This window comes from Dyadobacter chenwenxiniae (assembly GCF_022869785.1).
In the GTDB taxonomy this organism is placed as follows: domain Bacteria; phylum Bacteroidota; class Bacteroidia; order Cytophagales; family Spirosomataceae; genus Dyadobacter; species Dyadobacter chenwenxiniae.
The window spans coordinates 3992441-4016224 of the sequence record NZ_CP094997.1; the positions used below are offsets into that span (position 1 = coordinate 3992441).

23 protein-coding genes are annotated in these 23784 nt (G+C 44.8%); 9 read left to right on the plus strand and 14 right to left on the minus strand.

What is annotated here, in order from left to right:
- Nucleotides 1-134: 134 nt before the first annotated feature.
- Nucleotides 135-1613 (plus strand): FG-GAP repeat domain-containing protein, encoded by a 1479-nt coding sequence (locus MUK70_RS17045; RefSeq protein ID WP_234653968.1) that lies wholly within the window; start codon nt 135-137, stop codon nt 1611-1613.
- Between the two features lies 1 nt (nt 1614).
- Here MUK70_RS17045 and MUK70_RS17050 read toward each other — a convergent pair whose 3' ends face one another.
- The 7 genes from MUK70_RS17050 to MUK70_RS17080 form a co-directional block, all read right to left on the minus strand.
- On the minus strand, nt 1615-2787 hold the full coding sequence (locus tag MUK70_RS17050; RefSeq protein WP_234653970.1) for a carboxypeptidase-like regulatory domain-containing protein: 1173 nt from the start codon (nt 2785-2787) through the stop codon (nt 1615-1617).
- 64 nt (nt 2788-2851) lie between these two features.
- A complete protein-coding gene (locus tag MUK70_RS17055) occupies nt 2852-4615 on the minus strand; it encodes a phospho-sugar mutase (protein ID WP_234653972.1) in 1764 nt (587 codons plus the stop codon).
- A 49-nt stretch (nt 4616-4664) separates the two neighbouring features.
- The gene (locus MUK70_RS17060) at nt 4665-7355 is read right to left on the minus strand and encodes an MGH1-like glycoside hydrolase domain-containing protein (protein WP_234608029.1); all 2691 of its coding nucleotides are present in this window, start codon (nt 7353-7355) and stop codon (nt 4665-4667) included.
- A gap of 89 nt (nt 7356-7444) precedes the next feature.
- Nucleotides 7445-9154, minus strand: a complete 1710-nt coding sequence (locus tag MUK70_RS17065) for a D-alanine--D-alanine ligase family protein (protein ID WP_234653974.1) — start codon at nt 9152-9154, stop codon at nt 7445-7447.
- Between the two features lie 166 nt (nt 9155-9320).
- Nucleotides 9321-9578, minus strand: coding sequence for a NifU family protein (locus tag MUK70_RS17070; protein ID WP_234608027.1), 258 nt, complete (start codon nt 9576-9578; stop codon nt 9321-9323).
- 67 nt (nt 9579-9645) lie between these two features.
- Nucleotides 9646-10752 carry an Mrp/NBP35 family ATP-binding protein gene (locus MUK70_RS17075; protein ID WP_234653976.1) on the minus strand — a complete coding sequence of 369 codons (1107 nt, stop codon included), beginning with the start codon at nt 10750-10752 and terminating at the stop codon, nt 9646-9648.
- A gap of 107 nt (nt 10753-10859) precedes the next feature.
- Nucleotides 10860-11864, minus strand: a complete 1005-nt coding sequence (locus MUK70_RS17080; RefSeq protein ID WP_234653978.1) for a GSCFA domain-containing protein — start codon at nt 11862-11864, stop codon at nt 10860-10862.
- A gap of 93 nt (nt 11865-11957) precedes the next feature.
- On the opposite strand from MUK70_RS17080, the gene MUK70_RS17085 reads away from it, so the two are divergent.
- Genes MUK70_RS17085 through MUK70_RS17100 form a run of 4 tightly spaced genes read left to right on the plus strand, consistent with a single transcriptional unit; the run spans nt 11958 to nt 15221 of the window.
- A complete protein-coding gene (locus tag MUK70_RS17085) occupies nt 11958-12425 on the plus strand; it encodes a DUF6934 family protein (RefSeq protein ID WP_234653980.1) in 468 nt (155 codons plus the stop codon).
- Nucleotides 12422-12586, plus strand: coding sequence for a hypothetical protein (locus tag MUK70_RS17090; protein WP_234653982.1), 165 nt, complete (start codon nt 12422-12424; stop codon nt 12584-12586). Before MUK70_RS17085 ends, MUK70_RS17090 begins: the two co-directional genes overlap by 4 nt.
- On the plus strand, nt 12583-13416 hold the full coding sequence (locus MUK70_RS17095) for a glycoside hydrolase family 16 protein (RefSeq protein WP_234653984.1): 834 nt from the start codon (nt 12583-12585) through the stop codon (nt 13414-13416). Before MUK70_RS17090 ends, MUK70_RS17095 begins: the two co-directional genes overlap by 4 nt.
- Nucleotides 13417-13451: 35 nt before the next feature.
- Entirely contained in the window at nt 13452-15221 is a 1770-nt protein-coding gene (locus tag MUK70_RS17100; RefSeq protein WP_234655380.1) for a DNA polymerase III subunit gamma/tau, read from the plus strand.
- Here MUK70_RS17100 and coaE read toward each other — a convergent pair.
- From coaE to nusB, 6 genes are read right to left on the minus strand one after another with little or no spacing between them, the layout of a single operon-like run.
- A complete protein-coding gene (gene coaE, locus MUK70_RS17105) occupies nt 15218-15826 on the minus strand; it encodes a dephospho-CoA kinase (protein ID WP_234653986.1) in 609 nt (202 codons plus the stop codon). The genes MUK70_RS17100 and coaE overlap by 4 nt on opposite strands.
- A gap of 28 nt (nt 15827-15854) precedes the next feature.
- Nucleotides 15855-16547, minus strand: a complete 693-nt coding sequence (locus MUK70_RS17110; protein WP_234653988.1) for a YbbR-like domain-containing protein — start codon at nt 16545-16547, stop codon at nt 15855-15857.
- 53 nt (nt 16548-16600) lie between these two features.
- Complete coding sequence (gene yajC, locus MUK70_RS17115; RefSeq protein WP_234653990.1) at nt 16601-16903, minus strand: preprotein translocase subunit YajC; 303 nt, start codon at nt 16901-16903, stop codon at nt 16601-16603.
- Nucleotides 16904-16954: 51 nt separating this feature from the next.
- Nucleotides 16955-17395: a DUF1573 domain-containing protein gene (locus MUK70_RS17120; protein ID WP_234608018.1), complete on the minus strand. Its 441-nt coding sequence runs from the start codon at nt 17393-17395 to the stop codon at nt 16955-16957.
- 10 nt (nt 17396-17405) lie between these two features.
- Nucleotides 17406-17708 (minus strand): YtxH domain-containing protein, encoded by a 303-nt coding sequence (locus tag MUK70_RS17125; protein WP_234608017.1) that lies wholly within the window; start codon nt 17706-17708, stop codon nt 17406-17408.
- Nucleotides 17709-17743: 35 nt separating this feature from the next.
- A complete protein-coding gene (gene nusB, locus MUK70_RS17130) occupies nt 17744-18910 on the minus strand; it encodes a transcription antitermination factor NusB (protein WP_234653994.1) in 1167 nt (388 codons plus the stop codon).
- Between the two features lie 244 nt (nt 18911-19154).
- Here nusB and MUK70_RS17135 point away from each other — a divergent pair, with 244 nt between their 5' ends.
- The 3 genes from MUK70_RS17135 (at nt 19155) to MUK70_RS17145 (ending at nt 21598) form a co-directional block, all read left to right on the plus strand.
- The gene (locus MUK70_RS17135; protein ID WP_234653996.1) at nt 19155-20936 is read left to right on the plus strand and encodes an ABC transporter ATP-binding protein; all 1782 of its coding nucleotides are present in this window, start codon (nt 19155-19157) and stop codon (nt 20934-20936) included.
- A gap of 63 nt (nt 20937-20999) precedes the next feature.
- A complete protein-coding gene (locus MUK70_RS17140) occupies nt 21000-21215 on the plus strand; it encodes a hypothetical protein (RefSeq protein ID WP_234653998.1) in 216 nt (71 codons plus the stop codon).
- The gene (locus MUK70_RS17145) at nt 21206-21598 is read left to right on the plus strand and encodes a type II toxin-antitoxin system VapC family toxin (RefSeq protein ID WP_234653999.1); all 393 of its coding nucleotides are present in this window, start codon (nt 21206-21208) and stop codon (nt 21596-21598) included. The genes MUK70_RS17140 and MUK70_RS17145 overlap by 10 nt, the downstream gene beginning before the upstream one ends.
- 13 nt (nt 21599-21611) lie before the next feature.
- Here the strand turns inward: MUK70_RS17145 and MUK70_RS17150 are convergent, their stop codons facing one another.
- The gene (locus MUK70_RS17150; RefSeq protein WP_234654002.1) at nt 21612-22403 is read right to left on the minus strand and encodes an XRE family transcriptional regulator; all 792 of its coding nucleotides are present in this window, start codon (nt 22401-22403) and stop codon (nt 21612-21614) included.
- Between the two features lie 125 nt (nt 22404-22528).
- On the opposite strand from MUK70_RS17150, the gene dinB reads away from it, so the two are divergent.
- Nucleotides 22529-23758, plus strand: coding sequence for a DNA polymerase IV (dinB, locus tag MUK70_RS17155; protein ID WP_234654003.1), 1230 nt, complete (start codon nt 22529-22531; stop codon nt 23756-23758).
- Nucleotides 23759-23784 lie beyond the last annotated feature (26 nt).

A 23784-nucleotide genomic window follows, 5' to 3' on the forward strand; every position in this document is an offset into this window, starting at 1 on the left:
GGATGCAAGCGGACCGTTAAGCCGCATATTGTACAATCTTAGTATTTTGCAATCCCCAATCTACCTATCCCCAGATGCTAAGGAATCCTCGCAGGCTTCGATATGCTTTTTTGCTGATTTCTATTTGCCTGTGCGTGTTTAACTTTTCATGTAACAATAATAGCTCCCAAGAGTCGGCTGCACAGGGAAAAGCACTAGCTGAAAAATACTGTGCAAACTGCCATCAGCTCCCGGATCCGGCACTTTTGGACAAATCCACATGGGAAAATGGAGTCTTACCCGCCATGGCCGAGCGGCTGGGTATTGAAGTTTTAGAGGGGAATATTTATCTGCATAATCAGCAGTCTGCATTATCCTCAGCCGACTGGAACAAACTTGTACATTATTATCAAACCCTTGCACCGGACACACTTAAAGTTTCTAACGGTTACAAACAAACGCATGACTGGGCGATTTTTGAATTAAAGCAGCCACAGGTCATTCCCGACGCGGTTAGTAGCACATTGTTAGTAGCAATTGACTCGTCCAGGCAGCGTATTTACACCAGCGACCTGGAAAATCCGGGTTTGTACATTTCGAATCATTTGCAACAACGAAAGCTGGTAACCAAGCTTCCCTCCTCGGCGATTGACCTTTGTTTTCCAACCCTTAAAAATCCGGTGCTGACGATCACTTCCATGGGTGGCATGCGCGCACTGGACATCACCAGAGGGCAGATATTCACATTGGATCAAAAAGCCGGCGCGAATCCCGATTTGATTTCTGATGACCTGATCAGGCCTATACAAAGCCAGCCCATTGATTATAATAAAGACGGGTTAGAGGATTACCTGGTCTGCGCATTCGGGCATAACCGCGGTGGGTTATATTTGCTAAAACAGCTTCCGGGGCATAAGTTCGAGAAGGTTGTGGTAAGAGAAATGCCGGGGGCAACGGAAAGCCATATACGCGACTTCAACCAAGATGGATGGCCCGACATTATGACGCTTTTTGCACACGGGGATGAAGGAATATGGGTTTTTATAAATAATCAAAAAGGGGGTTTTTCTGAAAGAAACATACTTCGGTTTCCTTCCGTTTATGGTTCCAGCAGCTTCCAACTCGCTGATATTACGCGCGATGGCAAGCTTGATATTGTGTACACAGCAGGCGACAACAGCGATTTTTCAAGGATTTTAAAACCCTATCATGGCCTTTATATTTTCGAGGAAAAAGGAAATTTTCAATTTGAACAAACTTATTTTTATCCCATCAATGGCTGTACAAAGGCCGTTGCAGCAGATTTTGACAAGGATGGGGACACGGACATTGCTACCATCGCTTTTTTTGCAGATTTCCAAAAAACGCCCGGGGAAGGCTTTCTATATTTCGAACAGGCCGGTTTAACGCCGGAAAAGAAACCCATTTTTGAACCGCATGCTGTTCCGGTGAACAAGCATGGACGATGGATTTGTATGGATGTTGAGGATTATGATGGGGACGGCGATGAAGACATTGTTTTGGGAAACTTTTCCAAGGGCTTCCTGAACCAGGAAATTTCAAAGCCTACCTGGAACGTGCACGTGCCATTTGTCTTGCTTGAAAACAATACATTACCAGCAAAATTGCAATAAACTAATCGTCCTTTTTCCAATCGGCGGGCAAAAGGGACGAAAAACGATCGTTTCCCAGATCGCCCGCAATCTCAAATCCCATCGGAATTGACACCCAGCCTGAGGGCGTGATCACCATATAACCCTGCGGCAGCGTGATTTGCGTGTATGCATAAGGCATGTCCGAGTAAGGTGATCTTCCCTTTTTCTTCATAAAAAACACTTCCAGTTGCGTGCCGGAAACGACTAACCGCTCGGTTACCAGCTCGCCGGGACGGACCAGCCTCATTCCCCGAACCGGTTCTATACGGTTATGGACGTGATTGGCTATGGTGTTGTAACCGTTCGGCGTGCGCACCGTGTTGAACCTGCGCATAGAATCCGGAATGGCCTGATATACCTTGAAACCCTGTTCCTGCAAACTGTCGGAAACCATGCTTGACAATAAATGCTTTACAGAACCCTGATAAGCGATTTTTTGATTTGCCCGCCACTGCTTTTTTTGCAGGCTGTCTTTGGGAACGAGTAATTCGAACCGCGTACTTCCACCGTAATAAACCTTCCCGTTGAAGTAATCAAAATCGTCCAGATCCTGATGAATGCGATAGCCTAATGCCAGGTTTTCAATGATCAGCGGCTTGGTTGTTTGTGCGGTCAAATGTTTGTCATCGTCCTCAGAAATTTTCAAAACCTGCGGATTAAGGATTTTACATTGTTTACTGAACCGGCTGTTTCCGAGCAACTCGCGCGTAATGATCTTCAAATATTTCTCTCTTTTTTTATTCTTTTTGGCGTAGACGGTCACCCCTTCCAGCTCCATCCCTTCCCTCAATTTGAAAAGAACCGTCTTCACGCCGGGTTGCTCAAAACGCAATGTCTGCTTCACGGTCTCATAACCTAAAAACGAAACGGCCATTTCAAGGTTACCAATGGACAGATTGGCCAGCCGGTAATTTCCATTTTCATCTGCATTCGTCCCTATGGTTGAATTATTGATAAAAACGTTGGCAAACGGAAGCGGCTTTCCTGTTTTTTCATCTATCACTTTTCCAGTGAGCGTAACCATCCCGCCCTGCTGGGCATGTAATTGCCCTGAGCAGCAGATGACTATGAAAAGAACCAGCCAGAATGAGCGGAAGGCGTTATTTATAGGCCGGTTATAAATCAAATGCATTGTAATGTCCAGTGCTTTCACCTGAATGTTAAAAGCAGATAGCCACTCGGAAGTAAGTGGCTATCTGCATCATGCTTTTCAAATATTATTTCAATCCAAGCTCCTCGCCGATTCCACTAACTTTCTCTTTCAAACTTGCGTAAACGCTGTCGAAATCTTCGTTTTTCTCCAATGCAGCGCGAACGCCCACGTAGAATTTGATTTTCGGCTCCGTTCCTGATGGGCGGCAGGTAAACTTCGTTCCGTCTTCGGTGAAGAATTGCAGCACATTAGAAGGCTCAATGCCCATTTCACCGGATGGAATAGCATGTGTAGTTCCGCTGGTAAAATCAACAGTGCTTAATGCCTTGTAATCGTCCATTCTGATTACTGGAGAGCCAGCCAATGTTTTAGGTGGATTGGCACGGAAATCGGCCATCATTTGCTGGATTTCATCTGCTCCTGTTTTTCCCTTTTTAGTTAAAGAAATAAGCCCTTCGTAATAGAAACCAAACTGTTTGTAGATCTCCATTAACATATCAAAAAGACTTAGTCCCTTATCTTTGGCATAAGCAGTTAACTCGGCGATCATGGCGCAGGAAGCAATGGCATCTTTGTCCCGAACGGCATCACCGATGAGGTAACCGTAACTTTCTTCGCCGCCGCCGATGAATTGCTCAATGCCTTCCTTTTCACGGATAACCTGCGCGATGTATTTAAAACCGGTCAGCGTGTTATAACATTTTACGTCATAAGCCGCCGCCATCTTATCAATTAAGTCGGTAGTAACGATGGTTTTACAAACAAACTGGGTGCCGGTTAGCTTGCCCGCATCTTTCCAGGCATTTAGCAGATAATATATCAGGACGCTGGCTGTTTGGTTGCCATTTAAAAGCTGGATTTCGCCGTGATGGTTTTTCACCGCAATTCCAACGCGGTCAGCATCTGGATCCGTTCCTAAAACGAGATCTGCATCGATTTCCTTAGCTTTTTCAACGGCTTTGGACATGGCTTCGCTCTCTTCCGGATTTGGATAAACAACCGTCGGGAATTGTCCGTTGCCTTTGGGTTCAGCCTGCTCTTCGATCACAGTGACCGCCTCGAAGCCCATTTTAGCCAAAAGCGCGGGGACCAATGTTACACCTGTTCCGTGCAAAGGCGTATAAACAATTTTCAGGCCTTTCTGACGCTCCAAAGCTCCTTTCGAAATGGAAAGGGACAGAATATGATCCATGTATTTTTCGTCCACGTCCGCACCGATCTTAATGATCTTTGATGCATCCCCATCAAATTTCACTTCATCAATGGATGCGATCGCATTCACCTCATTGATAATGTTGACATCGTGCGGCGCAACCACCTGAGAACCATCATCCCAATACGCTTTATAGCCGTTATATTCTTTTGGATTATGTGAAGCCGTTACAACCACACCGCTTTTGCAGCCGAGCAAACGGATAGCGAACGAAAGCTCAGGTGTAGGACGAAGCGCTTCAAATAGGTAAACAGTGATGCCGTTTGCAGAAAAAATGTCAGCTATAATCTTGGCAAATTCATCCGATTTAATGCGACTGTCGTAAGCAATAGCCACTTTTATCTCTTCGCCTGGGAAAGCCTGATTCAAATAATTGGCCAAACCCTGCGTCGCAGTGCCGACTGTGTAGCGGTTCATGCGGTTGGAACCTATACCGATAAGGCCCCGCAGCCCTCCCGTTCCGAATTCCAGGTCTTTATAAAATGCGTCTGTCAGTTCAGTATCGTTTCCTTCATCGATTAGTTGTTGAATGGATTGTTTGGTATCGATATCATAATCACCGTTGAGCCAGCTGCTTACTTTGGTCATTACACTGGGTTCCAATTTTGCAGTCATAATTTGATTAATGGAATTATTTGAAAAATATACGTTATGAATTGTTGAGTTACTTACTGATTTCCAACTCTTCTTTTTCGGGTTGCTTTGCAGTTTCCTTGGCGGTTTTGTGGATCAGCTCGGCAACCAGTCCCGTCCAGCCCGTCTGATGGCTCGCGCCGCAACCTCGGCCATTATCCCCATGGAAATATTCATAGAACAGAATATGTTCGTTGAAATTCGGGTCCTTCTGCATTTTCTGATCAATCCCGTACACGGCCCTGTTTCCATCCGCATCCTTCTTAAAGATATCAATCAAGCGACATGCAATAGCCACGGCAGCTTCTTTAATCGTTGCTAAATTTCCGGAATTTGTTGGATATTCTACCATAAAATCCTCACCATAATAAGCGTGGAATTTCATGAGGGAGTCAAAAATAAGGTAATTCAGCGGGAACCAGATTGGGCCGCGCCAGTTGGAATTCCCCCCCATAATGTCGGTAAGTGCTTCTGCCGGTGTATAATCTACCTGCAACACCTCGCCATTGATGTAGAATTTATAAGGATTTTCCTCATGGTATTTAGACAGCGCCCTCACACCATAATCGGAAAGGAATTCATTTTCATCCAGCATTCGTTTCATGATCATTTTCATCCGGTGACCGCGCAGGATTGACAGCAACCTGTTCTCCCCTTTTCCGGACTCAAACCAGCGCGATATTAATCTCGCCAGATCGGGCCGGTTCGCCAGGACCCACTCGACGCGCCGCTTGAAAACAGGCATTTTATCCAGGTTCTGCGGATCGAGGATTTCCACGGCAAAAAGTGGAATAAGGCCAACTATCGACCTGACTTTCAACAGGATACTTTGGCCATTCGGAATGTGGATCACATCATAGTAAAACTGATCTTCCTCATCCCAAAGACTTATGGAAGAATTTTTCCCACCAATGGACTCCATAGCACCCGCAATGTGCAGGAAATGCTCGAAGAATTTGGACGCCATATCCTGGTAAACCGGATGTACGAGGGCGATCTCAACCGAAATGCGCAACATATTCAGTGTGTACATCGCCATCCAGCCCGTTGCGTCGGCTTGTTGCAGTTTTCCACCAAAAGGCATCGGGGTTGAACGGTCAAAAACGCCGATGTTATCCAGACCTAGGAACCCGCCACTGAAAATGTTGTTCCCCGTATCGTCCTTCTGATTTACCCACCACGTGAAGTTCAGAAGCAGCTTATGAAATATTTTTTCAAGAAATTCAATGTCGCCTACGCCATTATTCTGCTCACGGTCAATCTCATATACTTTCCAAGTAGCCCAGCCATGAACCGGCGGATTGACGTCGGAGAAATTCCACTCGTAAGCCGGAATCTGCCCGTTCGGGTGCATATAATATTCCCGAAGCAGTATTTCGAGTTGTCTTTTGGCAAAATCCGCATCCACGCGTGCCAGCGGAACGCAGTGAAAAGCCAGATCCCAGGCCGCAAACCAGGGATACTCCCACTTATCGGGCATCGATATAATGTTGGCCGCATACAAATGCTTCCACCCGGAATTTCGGCCCCATTTCCGACCCTGATTAGGCCCTGGCTGAGCAGGATCGCCTTTCAGCCATTCATACACATTGTAATAATAAAATTGCTTGCTCCATAACATGCCTGCATACGCCTGGCGCTGGATGGATCGCAAATCCGCATCTGCCACATCGCGCTGCAAATCGTCGTAGAATTCGTCCGCTTCTCTGATTCTTTTGGCAAAAAGATCTTCAAACCCGCCAAATGGCTCTGATATAGAGTGATTCACAAACCTTAGCCTGAATGTCGTGCTTTCGCCAGCCTTAATGGTGCGCGTAAAGCGGGCCGAAGCCTTTGTGCCAATGCTGTTCGGGTTAACCGTAGTCGTCTTTTTATTGCTTACGATATAGTCGTTGATCCCGTCTTTCGGATAGGCCGTGTTATTTGCAGTGCCGTAGAGTTTTTTGAAGTTTGTTTCATTTTCACAAAACAGCAGTTCGTCTGCGCCGTCCAGATAAAGGTTGTATTTCCCATGTTTCCTGTGGGTAACCTCTATCAAACGGTTCGAAATGCCGTTCATAATCGGCTTGTAATTGAAAGCCTCATATCCCCACGACCAGGTATTTCGGAACATGATCGTTGGCAGGACGGTGATGGGAGCATCTTTGGCGCCGCGATTAAAAACCGTCACCTTCATCATAATGTCCTCCTCGTCCGCTTTGGCATGCTCAATAAAAATATCGAAATATTCGTCATTCTCGAACACGCCCGTATCCATGATCTCATATTCCGGATCTTCCTTGCCCCGGCGGCCGTTTTCCTGGCGCAGCTTTTCGTAGGGAAATGGGTTTTGCGGATATTTATACAACATTTTGGTGTAGGAATGCGTCGGCGTGCTATCCAGGTAATAGTACATTTCCTTTACATCCTCCCCATGGTTAGACTCCCGGTTTGTGAGACCAAAAATCCTTTCTTTCAGAATTTTATCATTATGATTCCAAAATCCGAAAGAGAAGCATATATGTTGTTTATTGTCTGAAAATCCGCCAATGCCATCTTCGCCCCAGCGATAGGCCTTGGATAGCGCCATTTCATGCGTAATGTAATTCCAGGCGTCTCCGTTTCCGCTATAATCCTCACGAACCGTTCCCCACTGGCGTTCAGACAAATAAGGTCCCCACTTTTTCCATCCCGTATTCTCCTTCTGAAGGCTTAATCTTACTTTTTCAGCGCCGTGTGCCATTAATGTTATATTTTTCTAAAAGGAATGAAATCTCAAGTGTAAAGCTAAATAGTTAATCAGGAAAATAGGAAGGATCGGTAAATTTCAGGTCAAACTTCCAGCGATTCCAACTGATTGTGAACCTTTACTTCAAAGCTTACTTCGCCTGCATAAAATGCCGTGGTGGCAGCAGCTTTTTCAGATGTTTCGGTCAGTAAGGGATGGCGTTCGGTATGCAATAATGCTTCCACGTCGGCAACATATTCCTTAAACATCAGCGGGTTGGTCAACACATAATATTTCCCATCCGTTGCATGCAAAACCGGAACAGGTTTCACTTCTCCGGCTGCATTCAACTTTCCATATTCTACCCTTGCGGCAGCGTATTCCTCGTCTGTCGAAGCAAAAACAAAGTATTTCAAAGGCTTGCTTTTTTCCTTCTGCGCTGTAATCTTTTCATCCAGACTATCCAGCAAACTTCTCAGTTGCCAGGTATTTTTTCCTGAGCGAATCCTTTCCCGGATCGACTGCCTAACCAAATAAGTGAGTGCTTGAGTAACATTCAGCCCAATTTCAGCCATCTGTTTAAAAATGAACGATGTAGGCGACATGCCCGGGATTGTATTAGGGTCATGCAGTAGAATTGTGCCATCCGGAGTCAGGAATCCGTCAATGCGCACGCAAACATTAATGCCTAGTTGCTCAAAAACGGTGGCAATTACTTTTTGAATTTCCTGGTTCTTTTCAAGCGTTGTATCAACAGGAATGCGTTTGCGACTGGCGCCAGGCTTATATTTTGCATTAAAATCAAAAACCTGGACCATTTTTATTACTTCGCTGGGAGGCAAAGCCAGTGGTTTACCATCATCAAATTGAATGCATCCACAAGAGAATTCCTGTCCATTCACAAATTCTTCAATCAAAACCTGGTCTTCACCGTTTGAACTGCTTAATAATGCATGATCATTCCCCTCTGAGAAAAAACTGTCAAGTGTTGCGATCAGTTTGGCGGGATGGTAAATTGTCTCACCCTTCAAAATTACCGGAAAGCCTATTCCTTCGTCAAGATTAGCCACTTTTTGTGCCCAAGCTTGTTTTTCGGAGCCATCCAGCGCATTCCAGGTCGTGCTATCCAGCTCAACCTGAAAAAAGCATTGGTTAACCGCAGATATAAATTCTTCCAAAGAATCATCTTTTACGATTGCAACGCCGATCGAAGATCCCTGATGCGGCGCTTTGATCACCAATGGAAGGCCTAAATGCTTTTTAAGAACCTGGAAAAGAATGGAATATTCCTGCGGGACCCACTGATCATAACGAAGCGTCCAGCTTTTCTTCTGCTGTCCGTTCACCAGCGCGATCATCTCATTTTGCAGGATTTTATCAATGCCTACGGCAGATCCCATTAACCCGGGGCCGCTGTATGGAATTTTATACCATTCCAATAAACCCTGGATTGCACCATCCTCACAATCGGGCCCATGCATGGCCAGAAATGCGAAATCAAAATAATCTTTGAATTGATCGGGAGATAATAGTGCCCCGATTTCGGACGGAATGGGCTGGCTGGCGAGCTCAGGGTAAGATTCAATGTAGGTTGAAAAGCCCGTCTGATGAATGTGTCTAGGCGGGTAAAATTCCCGGATTTCACCCGAATACATGAGTGCTTTTTCAAGCAGGATGAAGCGGCCGAAACTATCAACAAAGACCGGAACTGGCTCAAAAAGTGATTTATCCAGATATTCAAAAGCAGTTTTTCCACCAGCAAATGAAATTTCCCGTTCCCGGGACGGTCCTCCGAAAAATATTCCGATGCGCATATTTAATAATCAGGTAAAATCTTCTAAATCTTACGCGCAATATAACGCACTAATCGGGACGAATCAATTTCTGGCCAAAATGCAGGAGAATTTTAAATAAAAAAGCGGCTTCTCGATCAGAAAAGCCGCTTTTTACAAGTAAATACAGTTATGAAAACGACCAGTTTCAGGCCAATTCAGCTACGTTGACGGCAACCACTTTGCTGACGTGCGGGACAGCTTTGCGGATGGATTCTTCAAGACCGGCGCGGAAAGTCATTGCACTCATCGGGCAGCTTTGGCAAGAACCCTGCAATTCCAATTTAACGACCAGATCATCAGTCAATTCCACAAATTTCACATCTCCTCCGTCTGCATGCAAGTAAGGCCGTACTGAATCCAGCGCTTGCTCAATGAGCTCTATTGTTTTTTCTTTTGAATCCATTATTAAAAAATCTATTTGCTAAGATGCAAGAATATATTCAAAAAATCAAATCATTACCATTTAAGGCTTACACCTGGATTTCGACAGGCTGCGTTTTTTCTTTGGTTGCATTTCTAATGGCCACTTGCTGCGCCAACGACTCGGCCGCATCGCGGAATGCATTATTCACAATCGGGTTCACATCCATTACAGCTGGCCGACCTTCGTCACCAGCTTCCCTGATGCCCTGAACTAGTGGGATTTGACCTAATAGTGGCACATTAAATTTATCAGCAAGCAATTGCCCCCCGCCCTTTCCGAAAATATAGTATTGATGATCAGGCAGTTCTTCCGGCGTAAACCAGGCCATGTTTTCAATCACACCCAGGATCGGCACATTGATTTGCGGCTGCCTGAACATTTGCAAACCTTTGATAGCATCTGCAAGAGCCACTTTCTGAGGCGTTGTAACAATAACAGCGCCCGTAACCGGCACCGTTTGCACCAATGTCAGGTGAATGTCGCTGGTGCCAGGGGGAAGGTCGATCAGAAGATAGTCCAAATCACCCCAGTCCGTATCCGCAAAAAACTGTTTCAATGCCTGACTAGCCATAGGGCCGCGCCAGACTACGGCACTGTCGGGTGGTGTCAGAAAGCCGATGGAGATCATTTTGATTCCATACTGGCGGATTGGATTTATATAGTTTTTACCGTCTTTCGGCGTGATAGTAGGCTGCATATTTTCAGCACCAAACATCACCGGGATCGAGGGGCCGGAAATGTCCGCATCAATAATGCCCACTTTGGCGCCCGAGCGGTGCAGCGCCATCGCTAGATTCGCAGTAACCGTAGATTTGCCGACGCCGCCCTTTCCGGAAGAAATAGCGATCACATTCTTCACGCCCGGAATAATCGGCCCCGACTGACGCGTGGAAGTAACATTGGCAGTGAGCTTGATAACAACCTCAACATCCGGGCTCAAATGCTCATGAATGGCCGCCTCGCAGTTCCTGCGGATCAGCTCTTTCAAAGGGCAGGCAGGCGTGGTCAAAACAACTGTAAACCTCACCTGATTGACCCCAATCTCAATGTCCTGAATCATACCCAGTGACACCAGGTCTTTTTTCAAGTCCGGCTCTTCGACAGTGCTGAGCGCCTGTAAAACTTTTTCCTTATTAATTGTAAATTCTCCCATTATACTGGTTAAGACCTCGTGAACTGATTGTTGGACGAAGCCCTGGAACTTTAAAATTGCTATTCTTTTACTCTGGTATAATGCAACACGAATTCACCTTAATGAGTTTATCCCGCATCTGAAAATTCACGGATTTTGTCTTCAACTTCCGCAATTTCTTTGGCGACGTCAATTTTTGAGGAAAGCGTGACTAATTTGGCCAGCACATTTTTAAGCAATTTCTGATAACTTTCTGTAACACCATGCAAAGGCCTGTGCAGCATCATTTGCCGGATAGCGTCCCATTCTTTCATGAGATTGAACGCGTCAGCATCAAAGTAAGTTTTGGAAAATACATTGAAAATGTAGTCCTCGGCAACCCTGTTCGGATGGATCAGATCTTCTTCATAAAACCGGTAATCCCGCAGCTCATCCACCATGATTTCGTAGGAAGGAAAATATTCAACCTGCCTATATTTTTCCGATAAGCGGTGACAAACCAGCCGCAATGTGGACTTGCTAACCTGGTTTAGAGGCAGTGTGTCTCGCGTATGCCTAACGGGGCTTACGGTTAATATAATCCTGAGATTTCTGCGGAACACTTGTAGTTTCTGAATCAACTGGTCATACGCGATCATGATCTGATCCGGATGCAGCAATTCTTTCACAAATTGATCGGCCGGAACCTTATGGCAATTTCCCACGATTTGATTTGTTGGCTTATGCCTGTAAGCAAATGCGGTCCCGAATGTAATGACCAAAACATCTGCCTCTTGCAGAAACGCTTTCGCAGTCGACGACTTCTCCACCAACACTGCTTGCAAATGTGCCTGATCATGACCATATAATGACGAATGGAAATCGTGATGAAGCCATATTTTGTCGGAATTCTCAAAAAACAACGCTTGATTCGGCTGCTTACTTTCCAGCGTCGCATCCAGAATCTTCGCAATAGCAAGCGGATTAAAGGCAGTCCCAAAATTATTGTTGAGAACCGGAAATTTATACGCAGCAAGCTGACTACCAAGCACATCTGCAAAACACGATCCAATCGTTGCAATCCTGGAATGACGGCTGATTTTCCAATCCGACGAAGCAATTCCGACCTCCGTACTGAGCTTAATTTCCCTCATTCATTTGTTAGATATCTCTGCTGCAAAATTACGAGTATTTGGTCAGTTTCTAGCTAGTGTCGTGTTTTCAAAAATTGGCAAAAAGGATTATGTTTGGAAATCAATTCACACGCTATAATTACCATGGACATAAAGCCTTACCCCTTTTCGGTATTTAGTGCTAATTTTCGATACGAATTTGTTAGTATCAGCTCAACCAAAATAGTACAGAAAGTTGTTCTCTTTGTCGGAACCGGAGCTTCGGGCACCTTTAATCTAGCTCTTTTGGATGTTTTGCAGGATGGAAGTCTGTGCGATCTTGTCGAAACGAGAAATGGAGATTTCAAAAAAGTCTTAGCCACAGTTTTCCAAATTATTCATCATTTCTTCAAGAGAAACCCAGATTGCGTCGTTATGTTTCTTGGAAGTGACGAACGAAGGCACAGGATGTATCGAATTGTTATTAATAGAGAAATGCATGAAATCTCCAAGTTCTTCATTATATCAGGGGTGATCGGCGACTTTTCAGAATATTTCCAACCAAATACAGATTATGACTACTATTTAATCGAAAAGCTATGAAAACAGAATTTAAATTGGTTGTTCTCAATGATGTAACCAACCATCCTATTGTTCAAAAAAAACTCGCCCGGGCAAATGAATTGCTTAGCAAAACTGATCTATCTCCAATTTACGAAAGGAGAAAACAAAGGGAAGAAGCTAAGAAAAGCTCAGGAATATGAGCTTAGTCCTTACAGCATTTGTTGCTAACATGATTCTTGGTTGCTTTCAACCGGGCGACACAATATCGGACAAGACAGCCAAATACGAGTTCGCCGCCACACCGTCCTGGCAGGATGAATTCGACTATTCCGGCAAGCCCAATCCCCAAAAATGGAATTACGACCTGGGTGACCATGGCTGGGGGAATAATGAGTTACAGAATTATACGGATAAGATCGAAAATGCCAAAGTTGAGGATGGACACCTGATCATTGAGGCCATCAAGGGGAAGTCGGGGAAAGCTAATTATAGCTCTGCGCGACTTGTATCCAAGGGTAAGGGAGATTTCCTTTACGGCAAATTCGAAATCCGGGCGAAGCTTCCGAAGGGTCGCGGCACCTGGCCGGCGATCTGGATGCTGGCGAGTGAAAATAATTACGGAAACAAAGGCTGGCCCGATAACGGCGAAATTGATATCATGGAACACGTGGGGTTTGACCAGAACAAAATCCACGGGAACATTCATACCAAAGCATTTAACCATTCAATCGGCACAAATAAGGGCAATAATGTAATAATCGAGACCGTCTCCGACGAATTTCATACATACTCATGTGAATGGACGCCGGAATCCGTTAAAATCCTGCTCGATGGGAAAGACTATTTTACTTTTAGCAAAGAAGCCGGTTACGACTGGGCACAATGGCCTTTTGACAAACCTTTTCATTTAATTTTAAACATTGCTGTTGGAGGCAACTGGGGTGGACAGAAAGGCGTGGATGACAGCATTTTCCCTCGAAAAATGGAGATCGATTACGTGCGTGTTTACCCGCTTGTTGAGAAAAAGTAGCTTTGAAATTCGAGCGCATGGAAGTATCTTGCGCTATGGATAATTTCGTTGTCTCGGCCAGGAAGTATCGTCCCGTCACTTTCGACTCGGTGGTTGGCCAGTCACACATCACTACAACTTTAAAAAACGCAATCCGCACCAATCACCTGGCGCAGGCCTTTCTTTTCTGTGGGCCAAGAGGGGTTGGAAAAACGACTTGCGCACGGATTTTGGCCAAAACCATTAACTGCCAGAACCTCGGCGACGATGTGGAAGCCTGCGGGGAATGCGAATCTTGTGTAAGCTTTCAAAATAACGCATCATTCAACATCCATGAGCTGGATGCTGCTTCTAATAACTCCGTTGAAGATATCCGTAACCTTATTGACCAGGTTCGTTACCCGCCTCAAACCGGGAAATACAAGATCTATATCATCGATGAGGTTCACATGCTCTCCCAGGCGGCTTTCAACGCGTTTTTGAAAACCTTAGAAGAACCGCCTGGTTACGCCATTTTTATCCTCGCTACAACAGAAAAGCATAAGATCCTGCCGACGATTCTTTCGCGTTGCCAGATTTTCGATTTTAATCGCATTCAGCCGAAAGATATTGCTTATCACCTGGCCGATATTGCTCAGAAGGAGGGAATTGAAACAGAAAAAGAAGCATTGGAATTAATTGGTCAAAAGGCGGATGGCGGTCTCCGTGACGCGCTTTCTATGTTTGACCTTAATGTTACTTTTTCTACGGACAACAGGCTTACGTACGAGGCTGTACTGGAAAATCTGCACATTCTCGATTACGATTATTATTTCAAAATCACAGATGCACTAACGTCTGGCAGCATTGCACGCTCGCTTGTTTTGTTTGATGAAATTTTAAGAAAGGGCTTTGACGGTCATTTGTTTGTTGTCGGCCTGTTGGAGCATTTTCGCAATCTTTTGGTTTGCAAGGACCCACAAACCGTAACGCTTTTACAGGTTTCCGAATCGGCTGAACGGAAATATCAGCAGCAATCTGCTTTGGCGGATATGAGCTTTTTATTGTCGGCGCTGAGCATTGCAAGTCAGTGCGATATTAATTACAAATCGGCCAAGAACCAGCGCTTACATGTTGAGCTATGTTTAATGAAGCTCGCTAATCTACCCCACGTTCTTCAACTTTCTTCCCTTGCCGCCGTTGATGAAACGGCAAAAAAAAAAGTTGAGCCTGAGCTAAATCCAGCTCCGGCAACGCCCATAGAACCGCAGACCAACGGAATTCCAACCAATGGAATTGCGACCAATGGAAACTACACGGATGTTCCTGCACGTACGGTCCAGCCTGTACAAGCTCCATCACGCCTGAAAAACACTGTCGCATTAGCCCCAACTGCGCCCGCTGCTGACCTTGCTGTGAAGGAAGTCCCTAAGCAACAAAGTGAAAATGTCGCAGCAACTGCTCCTAATAATGCCCGAAAAGACGCATTAACATTCGAGACATTACAAACGCATTGGTATGAATTTGCCGAAAAACGGAGGATTGCAGGCAACTCAACAACAGAAGAAATCAGTTTAAACAAAGAATTCCAACTGGAAGGCACGACCATTGAAATTGCTTTAGACAACACACATCAGCTCGAAGCAATGGCCAATGTGCGTTATGAGTTGCTCACCTATCTTAAAGGCCGAATTGATGCTTCGAAACTGGAAATAAATCCACGCGTCGATCCGCAGAAAGTGAACCGGCTTCCTTACACACCAGCAGAGAAATTCAATTATATGGCTGAGAAAAACCCCTACTTATTAGAGCTTAAACAGGCATTAGGATTGGATGTAGACTTTTAATGTGACCTTTTCCCTGTTTTGAAAATGTCGTGCAGCATTAGAACCTGCGGGATTAAGGCTGATTCTTCGTCATTCTGAATAAAAAAATCACCGACCTTCTTCCGCTCTTCGTCAGACACCTGCCTTTTCACAATGGCCCTGATCTCCGCTTCACTCCGCCTGTCTCTCTGCAAAATTCTGGTGATGCGCAATTCAAGCGGTGCTTCCACTACAACCACATAATCCAGTGAATTCCGGTCGCCGGCCTTATTCATAATGGCCGCCTCTTTCACAACATATGGTAATCCTGCATGATTTCCAACCCAATCTGTTGTGTCTTGCATGACGACCGGGTGAATGATCGCATTCAGCTTTTTTAGTAATTCTTCATTGTTGAAAACCAGGGAGCTGACGTAGGCGGTGTTGTAATTCCCCTCCCTGGTGTAAGATTCATTTCCCAAAAGAGCGATAACACTTTCAATGATTTGCGGATTGTGATTGGTAAGCCATTTGGCCCGGCTGTCTGCATTGTAAACGGGGATTCCCAGGCACGAGAATAATTTACAAACGACACTTTTCCCAGATCCAATTCCGCCGGTAATTCCAATTTGAAGGGGAAGTGACATGACGGAATTAGCTTGTGCTGGATAAAAATTAAGGTGTGATCACATTGAGATACTGCGCGACCTCAAAACTGATATATACATCCCTGTGACTAACCTCTACCAAAGGCGAGACCGGAAGCGGAATAGGCAGGCTTTCGTCAAAATTGTTCTGAATTTTCGGCGTAGGCACAGCAACGCGGATTGTGTCAGGATAGGAACGGATCAGTGAAATAGGCCCGTCGACGGAAATAAGCGATGGCGACACATTGATAATGCTTGAAATAACATATCCGTCGCGAATATTAATGGCTGCACTATCAACCCGGATTGGAATTATTTTCCTGATTTTTCGCTCAAAATTCAGTTCGAAAGTGTCGGCGATCACGTAATTCACATGAAGGTTCGGAAACAATTCGGTGATCTGGTCCGTCAATGTTGTGGAGTTGATAAAACTTGCTTCATTGGGATTGTTCACCTTATAAACCACCGGGTTAGCATTAAAATTTAACCAGGATTTTTGCAATAACGTCCAGCCGTCGCCTGAAACATTTACAGATATTCTTTTGGGCAGAGGCTCCATCGGAACGAAGGCAGAATTATCATACTCAATGTCCAGCGGATAATTAAGCTTGATAGAATAATTATCCTTGTTCAGCACATTCATTAACCAAAAAAACGAGGCTGCCAGAATGCATACAAAGAAGGTCTTGACTTTATTCTGGCCTGATGGTACGTTACTCACAGCAAAAAAAATTGAAAATGCACACATCAAAAAATGTGTGCCGTTTATAATACTTACGCTGCAATAGTACGTGCTACTGCCGATTTATCAACAGTAAGCTTTACTCCTTTGTCCAATTCCAGCGTAACAGTCGCATCCTCAACGGTGTAAACCCGCGCGTGGATCCCTCCTATTGTAACGACCTGATCTCCTTTTTTAAGATTATTAAGCAGTTCTTTTTGCTCTTTCTGCTTTTTTTGCTGCGGACGGATCATGAAAAAATAAAATACACCGATGATACCCACCCACATGATAACCTGGTAAATCATGGCTTCTGAACCGCCGCCTGCTGCTTGTGCTAAAATGGTAAACTTCATTGTAATGGATGGATTAGTAAGTTGTGAACCTTTCGGTTTGTGACAGGGATATTAGTTGAGTGTGTCAGGCTTAGGAGCTGCATTTACAATTCCTCTTAACCTGAGCTCCGTGTAAGCAGGCTCGGTGTTGGCGTAAACGGTAATGGTCTTCACCTGCGGGCCAGTCTTGTTTTTACTGTCAAAACGGACCTTAATGCTTGCAGTCTGTTTCGGACCAATGGGATCTTTGGGCCATTCCGGCGTCGTACATCCGCAAGAAGATGTAATGTTATTGAGAATCAAAGGATATTCACCATCATTCCGGAATTTGAAATCGTGCTCCACGATCGCGCCTTCCTGGATAGTTCCAAATTCGTAGGTCGAACTATCGCTCAAAGTAAAAACAGGCATCTTTGCGTCTGCCTGTTTAGAATCTTCTTTTTTATCGCTTTTAGAACAACTGGAAAGTGTCAGTGCAATTCCCAATAAGAAAACCAATGATCGCATTTTCATAGGAAATTAATCAACTGGTCTGACCTTTGATTTGCGCCATCAGGCGATCTACATCTTCAAGTAATTTCTCTGCTTTTTCGCGCGCGTCATTGACGACACGCTCTCCCTCGGTTTTTGTAAAATTGTCTGGCTGGTCTTTCTTATCCACCAGATCTTGTATTACATCTTGTAACTTCTCCCTGTATTTAGACAATCTGTATGTCAATTGTGTACGCAGAACCTGCCCTTTATCAGGAGCATAAAGGATTCCAAGGGCAGCGCCCGTGACACAACCTGTCAAAAATGCGATTAAACTATTGCTGGTCTTACTCATGACATTTGGTTTTAGCTGTAAAAATTGCGGTCAGCTTATTTGTTATCTATCAATCCACGTCCGCTTTTTCTGATTACGCCTTCTTTGGCCAATTTAACAGAAAGAACGTCCAGGACACCATTCACAAACTTACCGCTTTTTGGCGTACTGTACCTTTTTGCAATTTCAATAAACTCGTTGATGGTTACTTTTACAGGAATTCCAGGAAAATGGATTAACTCGGCAAGTGCCGTTTTCAGGATAATCAGATCAACCAACGCGATCCGGTCGAGTTCCCAGTTTTTGAGATGTTCATCAAGATAAACATCATACTGATCACTTTCCGCAACCACGATCCGGCAAAGCTCTTCCACAAAAAACCGGTCTTCTTCCCAATCTTTTGTCAATGGAGAAATCTCAAAAGTAGCGCTGTTATCTGCGGATCTCAATGTTTTAATAGCGAGACTTCTGATCAATTCGCTGTGATCGACCCAGTATAGGTCACGCTGTTCCAGATAATCCAGGGGCACTTCATGCTTCAATATTACTTGTCGTAAAACATGCTGCACAATGGCCTGATCTTCCTCCGGCGTGTGCGATGCATTTTTGCAATATGCTTCATATTCCACGTCCTTACGCAATGCTTCGCGATAAGTTTTCCGGATTAGGTTCATTTCATTACTCCAACTGATCCCGTTCCTGATAATCTCTTCTTCAAGTGTTTTATCAGCAATCAAAACCTTGATAACCCGATTGGTATCCAATCCGCCATCTTTTGGGAAGGGTGCCTCAGGGTCATCATATCTTCTTTCGCGATCAATCTTAGCCTGATGTGAAAGCTCAATCAGCATGGAAAGAACGCGTATGAAATCCACGTAAATTGATTCCGTTTCGTTCAGAACCCGGCGAACCATCTTCTCGCCATCTGAAATTGTTTGTCTGCTGTATGCTTCAAAAGCGCTCCTCGCCACTTTGATCACCTGCTCGGGAAGTTCTTCGTCTTCATTGGGTTTCCCGTGCTTGATAAATTCATCAAGGGTAATCCCGGCAAGCTTTCTCATTCCCGCCAGTTTTGTCCTGTTCTGAGGTTCCATGGAATTGAGGTCAGGCTGAAAAGCCACTTCAATGTGGTCTAAGGCCAGTAATCGGTTGGCATCCGTTGTAAGCTGACGGGCATAAAGCGCCTGAACCGCCTTAGTTCTTAATAATCTTCTATTCAGCATAAGCCGGAACACTAATTGGATAAAAGGTACAGTAAATCAAAGAACGTATCTGCATTTGGCAAGGTCATTTGAATACTTTCCCCTGCATTTCTTGTTTAAAATTGACCGCAAAAATAGACTATTTTGTTTAGAATCGAAAAAATGAAATGCCGTCTTTTAATTTTGCAACGTTTTGAAACGATAGGATGTTGGTTAGTTATTGCCCGTCCCGCATAGGAAAATCCGCAGTTTAAAATAATTTATAGTGAAAGCATTAAAGTACCTCAACCAGTACTTGTGGAAATACAAATGGTATCTGATCCTCGGGACCATTTTTACAATTATTTCTAACCTTTTTGGCATCATCCCGGCTCAGCTGGTCCGTTATGCGCTGGATCTGGTGGTGGAAACGCTGGACATTTATTACCTGTTCAACGGCGCAGCGCTGCAAACGGAGATGTATGACATTTTCGCTTTCAGCATCCTGCTATATGGCTTGTTGATCCTGGCCATGGCGCTTTTGAAAGGGATTTTCCTGTTCCTCGTCAGGCAGACGATCATTGTCATGTCCCGGCACATTGAGTTTGCGCTTAAAAATGATATTTACCAACATTACCAAACCTTGCCAGCCAGTTTTTTCCGTCGCCACAGCACGGGCGACCTTATGGCGCGGATTTCTGAGGATGTGAGCAATGTCCGGATGTATGTTGGGCCGGCGCTCATGTACGGCATCAACCTTATCGTACTTTTTTTCCTGGTGATTTCCTATATGCTTTCGGTGAGCACCAAGCTTACATTATATGTGTTGCTTCCGCTTCCTGTGCTGTCAATCAGCGTTTATATTGTCAACAGCATGATCATGAAACGCTCTCAGGAAATTCAAAAGCAGCTTTCCGCGTTATCAACCTATGTTCAGGAGGCGTTTTCGGGGATTAGGGTGATTAAATCATTTGTTCAGGAAAAACATTCATTTAATAACTTCCAGAAAGAGGCCGAAGATTTTAAGAAAAAATCGCTGAGCCTCACGAAGGTTGACGCTTTCTTTTATCCTGTTATAGTTCTGTTGATCGGATTAAGTAACATTCTGGTTATTTATGTCGGCGGTCAGGAAATTATCAATGGAAATCTTACGCCTGGTAACATTACCGAGTTTATTTTATATGTAAACATGCTCACCTGGCCTGTAATGGCACTTGGGTGGACCACCAGCCAAATTCAACGGGCAGCATCGTCGCAGATGCGGATCAATGAGTTTCTGAATGAAAAAACGACTTTGGTTTCGACAAAAAATATTGAAAAACCACTGGGCGGTGCAATCACATTCAAACATGTCGGTTTCACCTATCCTGACTCGGGAATTAAAGCATTGCACGATTTCGATTTGCAGGTAAGACAAGGCGAGTCCGTTGCGATACTGGGAACCACAGGTTCGGGAAAAAGTACGCTGGCGCATTTGCTGTGCCGCCTCTATGATCCAACAGAAGGCGAAATCCTGATCGATGACATTCCCATGAAGGACTATGACGTGCATGCTTATCGCCGGCAGATCGGTTATGTGCCGCAGGATGTGTTCCTTTTTTCTGATTCTATCGAGAACAATGTGCGCTTCGGGACAACGGATATGCCATTTGAGCGGATCGAGCAAGCAGTTAAAGATGCCGATTTATATAACAACATTAAGGACTTCCCTCAGGGTTATCAAACATTGCTTGGAGAACGAGGTATAACGCTCTCAGGAGGCCAAAAACAGCGCCTGTCCATTGCGAGGGCCATTGCGCGTGATCCTAAAATACTGGTTCTCGATGATTGCCTTTCCGCTGTTGACACAAACACAGAAAATATTATCCTGAACAACCTAAAACGCATCATGGATCAACGCACATCCGTGATCATATCCCACCGCGTATCATCCGCCAAACTCGCCGACCGCATTGTGGTGCTGGACAGAGGAAAAATCATTGAGCAAGGATCACACACGGAGCTCATGGCGCTTAATAAGGCATATAAGGAGTTGTATGAGAAGCAGTTGGTTGCTGAGGAGGCGTAAGCTAGATTTTTATCCAACAATTACCGGATGTTCGTATATTTATAGTGCTATCAAATAAGAATTATGAGACAAACCGTAACAGTTGATATTATCAATGAAAAAGCGATCAACCTATTGATGGATATGGAGCGCCTGGAACTGATTAGTCTGAGAAAAAATTGGGATGATTCGTCAGCAGCGAACAATGGAAATGTCGGTAAATATAAGGGAGGTATGCAAAAACAATCCATTGAGCTAGTCGATAAGCAATTAGACGAACTTCGCGGAGGATGGGAATAAAGTTTCTTTGGGACACCAACACAGTCATCTATTTTCTCCAGCAACAATTTCCTGCAAATGCGGAAAGTTTCGTTGATGAGATCGTAAGAGATTACAAGGTGATCATTTCGTCAATAACCGAGATTGAATTGTACAGCTGGAAAGCCGCCTCAGAGGATGATATGAAAGTCATACATGCTTTTATTGATCATTCGACCGTCATAGAGTTAGAAAGAGACATCAAGATCAAGACTGCGGAGATTCGCAAAAAACACAACTTGAAACTCCCGGATGCTATTATTGCTGCAACAGCAATGGCGTACGATTTAACACTTGTAACCAGAAATACCAAGGACTTTGCCAATATAGATGGTTTAGAACTGATAAATCCCTTCGAACGATAAACCGGAAGTACTGCTACTTAAACACGGTGTCTCTCACCAGCCTCTTCATTTCCTCCTTCAACTCCTTCATTTCCGTATGCAAACTCAGCAGGCTTACTTGCTTGTTATCCGCTTCTAAATCAAAAGTCAGCTTGCTGTTAACACTCCATATTTCCTTGATTTCACTTTTATCAATTCGGATAGGGCTATATTCCGGGTTTGAAGAGATTAGGTTTATGAAGCTTGACTGCGTCTCTTGCTGTATTTTCTTTACCAGAATACTGTCGACAGTTACCACGACGTAGATCTGTTTCGGATTTACGTCCTCCCAGTCTTCCAAGGCCTTTCCGACTATCCACTCACCTGAGTGCAGCACGGGCACCATACTATCCCCTTCGACCTGAAATCCTCTGAATGTTGCATTGCGATATTCCGGAAGTGGGATCGTGAAAGCGGGCAATGTCTCAAACCACTGTGCATCACCGATGTTGTTAGGATAGCCCGCAGCGGCTTTGGCACTTACGAGCACGATGTTTTCCTTACCCAAACTATCAACAGTAACAACTTTCGGGCTCGCCAATAATTTATCTGCCTGCAGATATTTCTGCATGCTATCGCCAAAAAGCCACAACGGATTAATGTGGTATTTTTTAAGCAGTTCCTTCACAACCTGACCAGGAATGCGTGTCCGCCCCCTTTCGATATCGGCAGTGGTGGCACTGATCCCCAGCTCATCCGCAAACGCGGATTGGGTCAAATTCAACTCTTCCCTTATTTGCTTAAAACGCTTGAACTCTTCGTCAATTTGCATGTTCGGCTGATCCATTCAAAAAATAGCTAACTCCTTATCAATAGCAAAGATACAAATATTTTGGAATATTTCCTTTTCTTTTTTGGATATGCTCCATATATTTGGAAATAATCCATATTTTTGTAAAAATTCCAAAACAAATGGATCGCACAATACTACATCTGGACCTGGATACATTTTTTGTATCTGTAGAGAGGAAGCACGATAGCCGACTGAACAACCGGCCGGTCCTGGTGGGCGGGACCGGCGACCGTGGGGTGGTGGCCGCATGCAGTTATGAAACCAGACCGTTCGGCATTCACTCGGGAATGTCAATGAAAATGGCGCGCATGCTGTGCCCGGAAGCGACGGTCATCCGGGGAGAGGCAGGCATTTATTCCACCGAGTCTAAAATTGTGTCCGAGATCATTGCGGAAACGGTGCCGGTGTTTGAGAAGGCAAGTATTGATGAGTTTTATGCAGACCTGACAGGGATGGACAAGTTTTTTGGGACTTACCAGCTTGCAACCGAGCTCAGGGAGCGCATTAAACGCGAAAGCGGCCTGCCCATTTCCTGCGGACTTTCCACAAGCAAAGTTGTATCAAAGGTTGCAACGGGCGAAGCAAAGCCGGATAACCACAAGAAAATAGACGCTGGCACGGAAAAGAGCTTCCTCGCACCGATGCATGTGCAAAAGATCCCGATGGTGGGAGAAAAAACGAACAAGGTGCTATACGACATGGGGATCAAATACGTAAAAACGATCCAGGAAATGCCGGTGGAAATGATGGGTGAAATATTGGGTAAAAATGGCGTACTCCTCTGGAACCGTGCAAATGGGTTAGACAACTCTCCTATCGTGCCGTTTCATGAGCGGAAATCCATTTCCAATGAAAGGACTTTCGGCAAGGACACAGGAGACGTGCGCAGAATGCGCGAAATGTTACGGGCTATGGGCGAAAACTTAGCCTATCAATTGCGAAACGGCAATAAACTCACTTCCTGCGTTTCCGTAAAGATCCGCTATTCTGACTTTAACACCGTTTCAAAGCAGGTCAAAATTCCTTACACATCGGCCGACCACACATTGATCCCGCAAATTGAAAGGTTATTCGACCTGCTCCATAACAGAAGAATGATGGTGCGGCTGGTTGGGGTCAATTTTAGCGACCTTGTGACAGGTAGCCACCAGATCAATATGTTCGACGACTCCGAGGAAAAGTTAAACCTCTATCAGGCAATGGATTACATCAGGAACCGATATGGCACTGACAAAAGGGGGAATTCTATTTTGAGCTGGGGCACCACAATCGGCATCCCAAATATTTCCAGCATGGGAAACCCATTCAACGGAGACCCGCCTGTTATTCCCGCGCACCGGAATGCCTGATATGCTCAACGATAAAGAAAATTCAT

Coding starts and splice junctions, on each gene's coding strand:
- MUK70_RS17055 (WP_234653972.1), bottom strand. CDS start 4,615: ATGACTGCAAAATTGGAACCCAGTGTAATGACCAAAGTAAGCAGCTGG.
- MUK70_RS17060 (WP_234608029.1), bottom strand. CDS start 7,355: ATGGCACACGGCGCTGAAAAAGTAAGATTAAGCCTTCAGAAGGAGAAT.
- MUK70_RS17065 (WP_234653974.1), bottom strand. CDS start 9,154: ATGCGCATCGGAATATTTTTCGGAGGACCGTCCCGGGAACGGGAAATT.
- MUK70_RS17070 (WP_234608027.1), bottom strand. CDS start 9,578: ATGGATTCAAAAGAAAAAACAATAGAGCTCATTGAGCAAGCGCTGGAT.
- MUK70_RS17075 (WP_234653976.1), bottom strand. CDS start 10,752: ATGGGAGAATTTACAATTAATAAGGAAAAAGTTTTACAGGCGCTCAGC.
- MUK70_RS17080 (WP_234653978.1), bottom strand. CDS start 11,864: ATGAGGGAAATTAAGCTCAGTACGGAGGTCGGAATTGCTTCGTCGGAT.
- MUK70_RS17090 (WP_234653982.1), top strand. CDS start 12,422: ATGAAAACAGAATTTAAATTGGTTGTTCTCAATGATGTAACCAACCAT.
- MUK70_RS17095 (WP_234653984.1), top strand. CDS start 12,583: ATGAGCTTAGTCCTTACAGCATTTGTTGCTAACATGATTCTTGGTTGC.
- MUK70_RS17100 (WP_234655380.1), top strand. CDS start 13,452: ATGGATAATTTCGTTGTCTCGGCCAGGAAGTATCGTCCCGTCACTTTC.
- coaE (WP_234653986.1), bottom strand. CDS start 15,826: ATGTCACTTCCCCTTCAAATTGGAATTACCGGCGGAATTGGATCTGGG.
- yajC (WP_234653990.1), bottom strand. CDS start 16,903: ATGAAGTTTACCATTTTAGCACAAGCAGCAGGCGGCGGTTCAGAAGCC.
- MUK70_RS17120 (WP_234608018.1), bottom strand. CDS start 17,395: ATGAAAATGCGATCATTGGTTTTCTTATTGGGAATTGCACTGACACTT.
- MUK70_RS17125 (WP_234608017.1), bottom strand. CDS start 17,708: ATGAGTAAGACCAGCAATAGTTTAATCGCATTTTTGACAGGTTGTGTC.
- nusB (WP_234653994.1), bottom strand. CDS start 18,910: ATGCTGAATAGAAGATTATTAAGAACTAAGGCGGTTCAGGCGCTTTAT.
- MUK70_RS17140 (WP_234653998.1), top strand. CDS start 21,000: ATGAGACAAACCGTAACAGTTGATATTATCAATGAAAAAGCGATCAAC.
- MUK70_RS17145 (WP_234653999.1), top strand. CDS start 21,206: ATGGGAATAAAGTTTCTTTGGGACACCAACACAGTCATCTATTTTCTC.
- MUK70_RS17150 (WP_234654002.1), bottom strand. CDS start 22,403: ATGGATCAGCCGAACATGCAAATTGACGAAGAGTTCAAGCGTTTTAAG.
- dinB (WP_234654003.1), top strand. CDS start 22,529: ATGGATCGCACAATACTACATCTGGACCTGGATACATTTTTTGTATCT.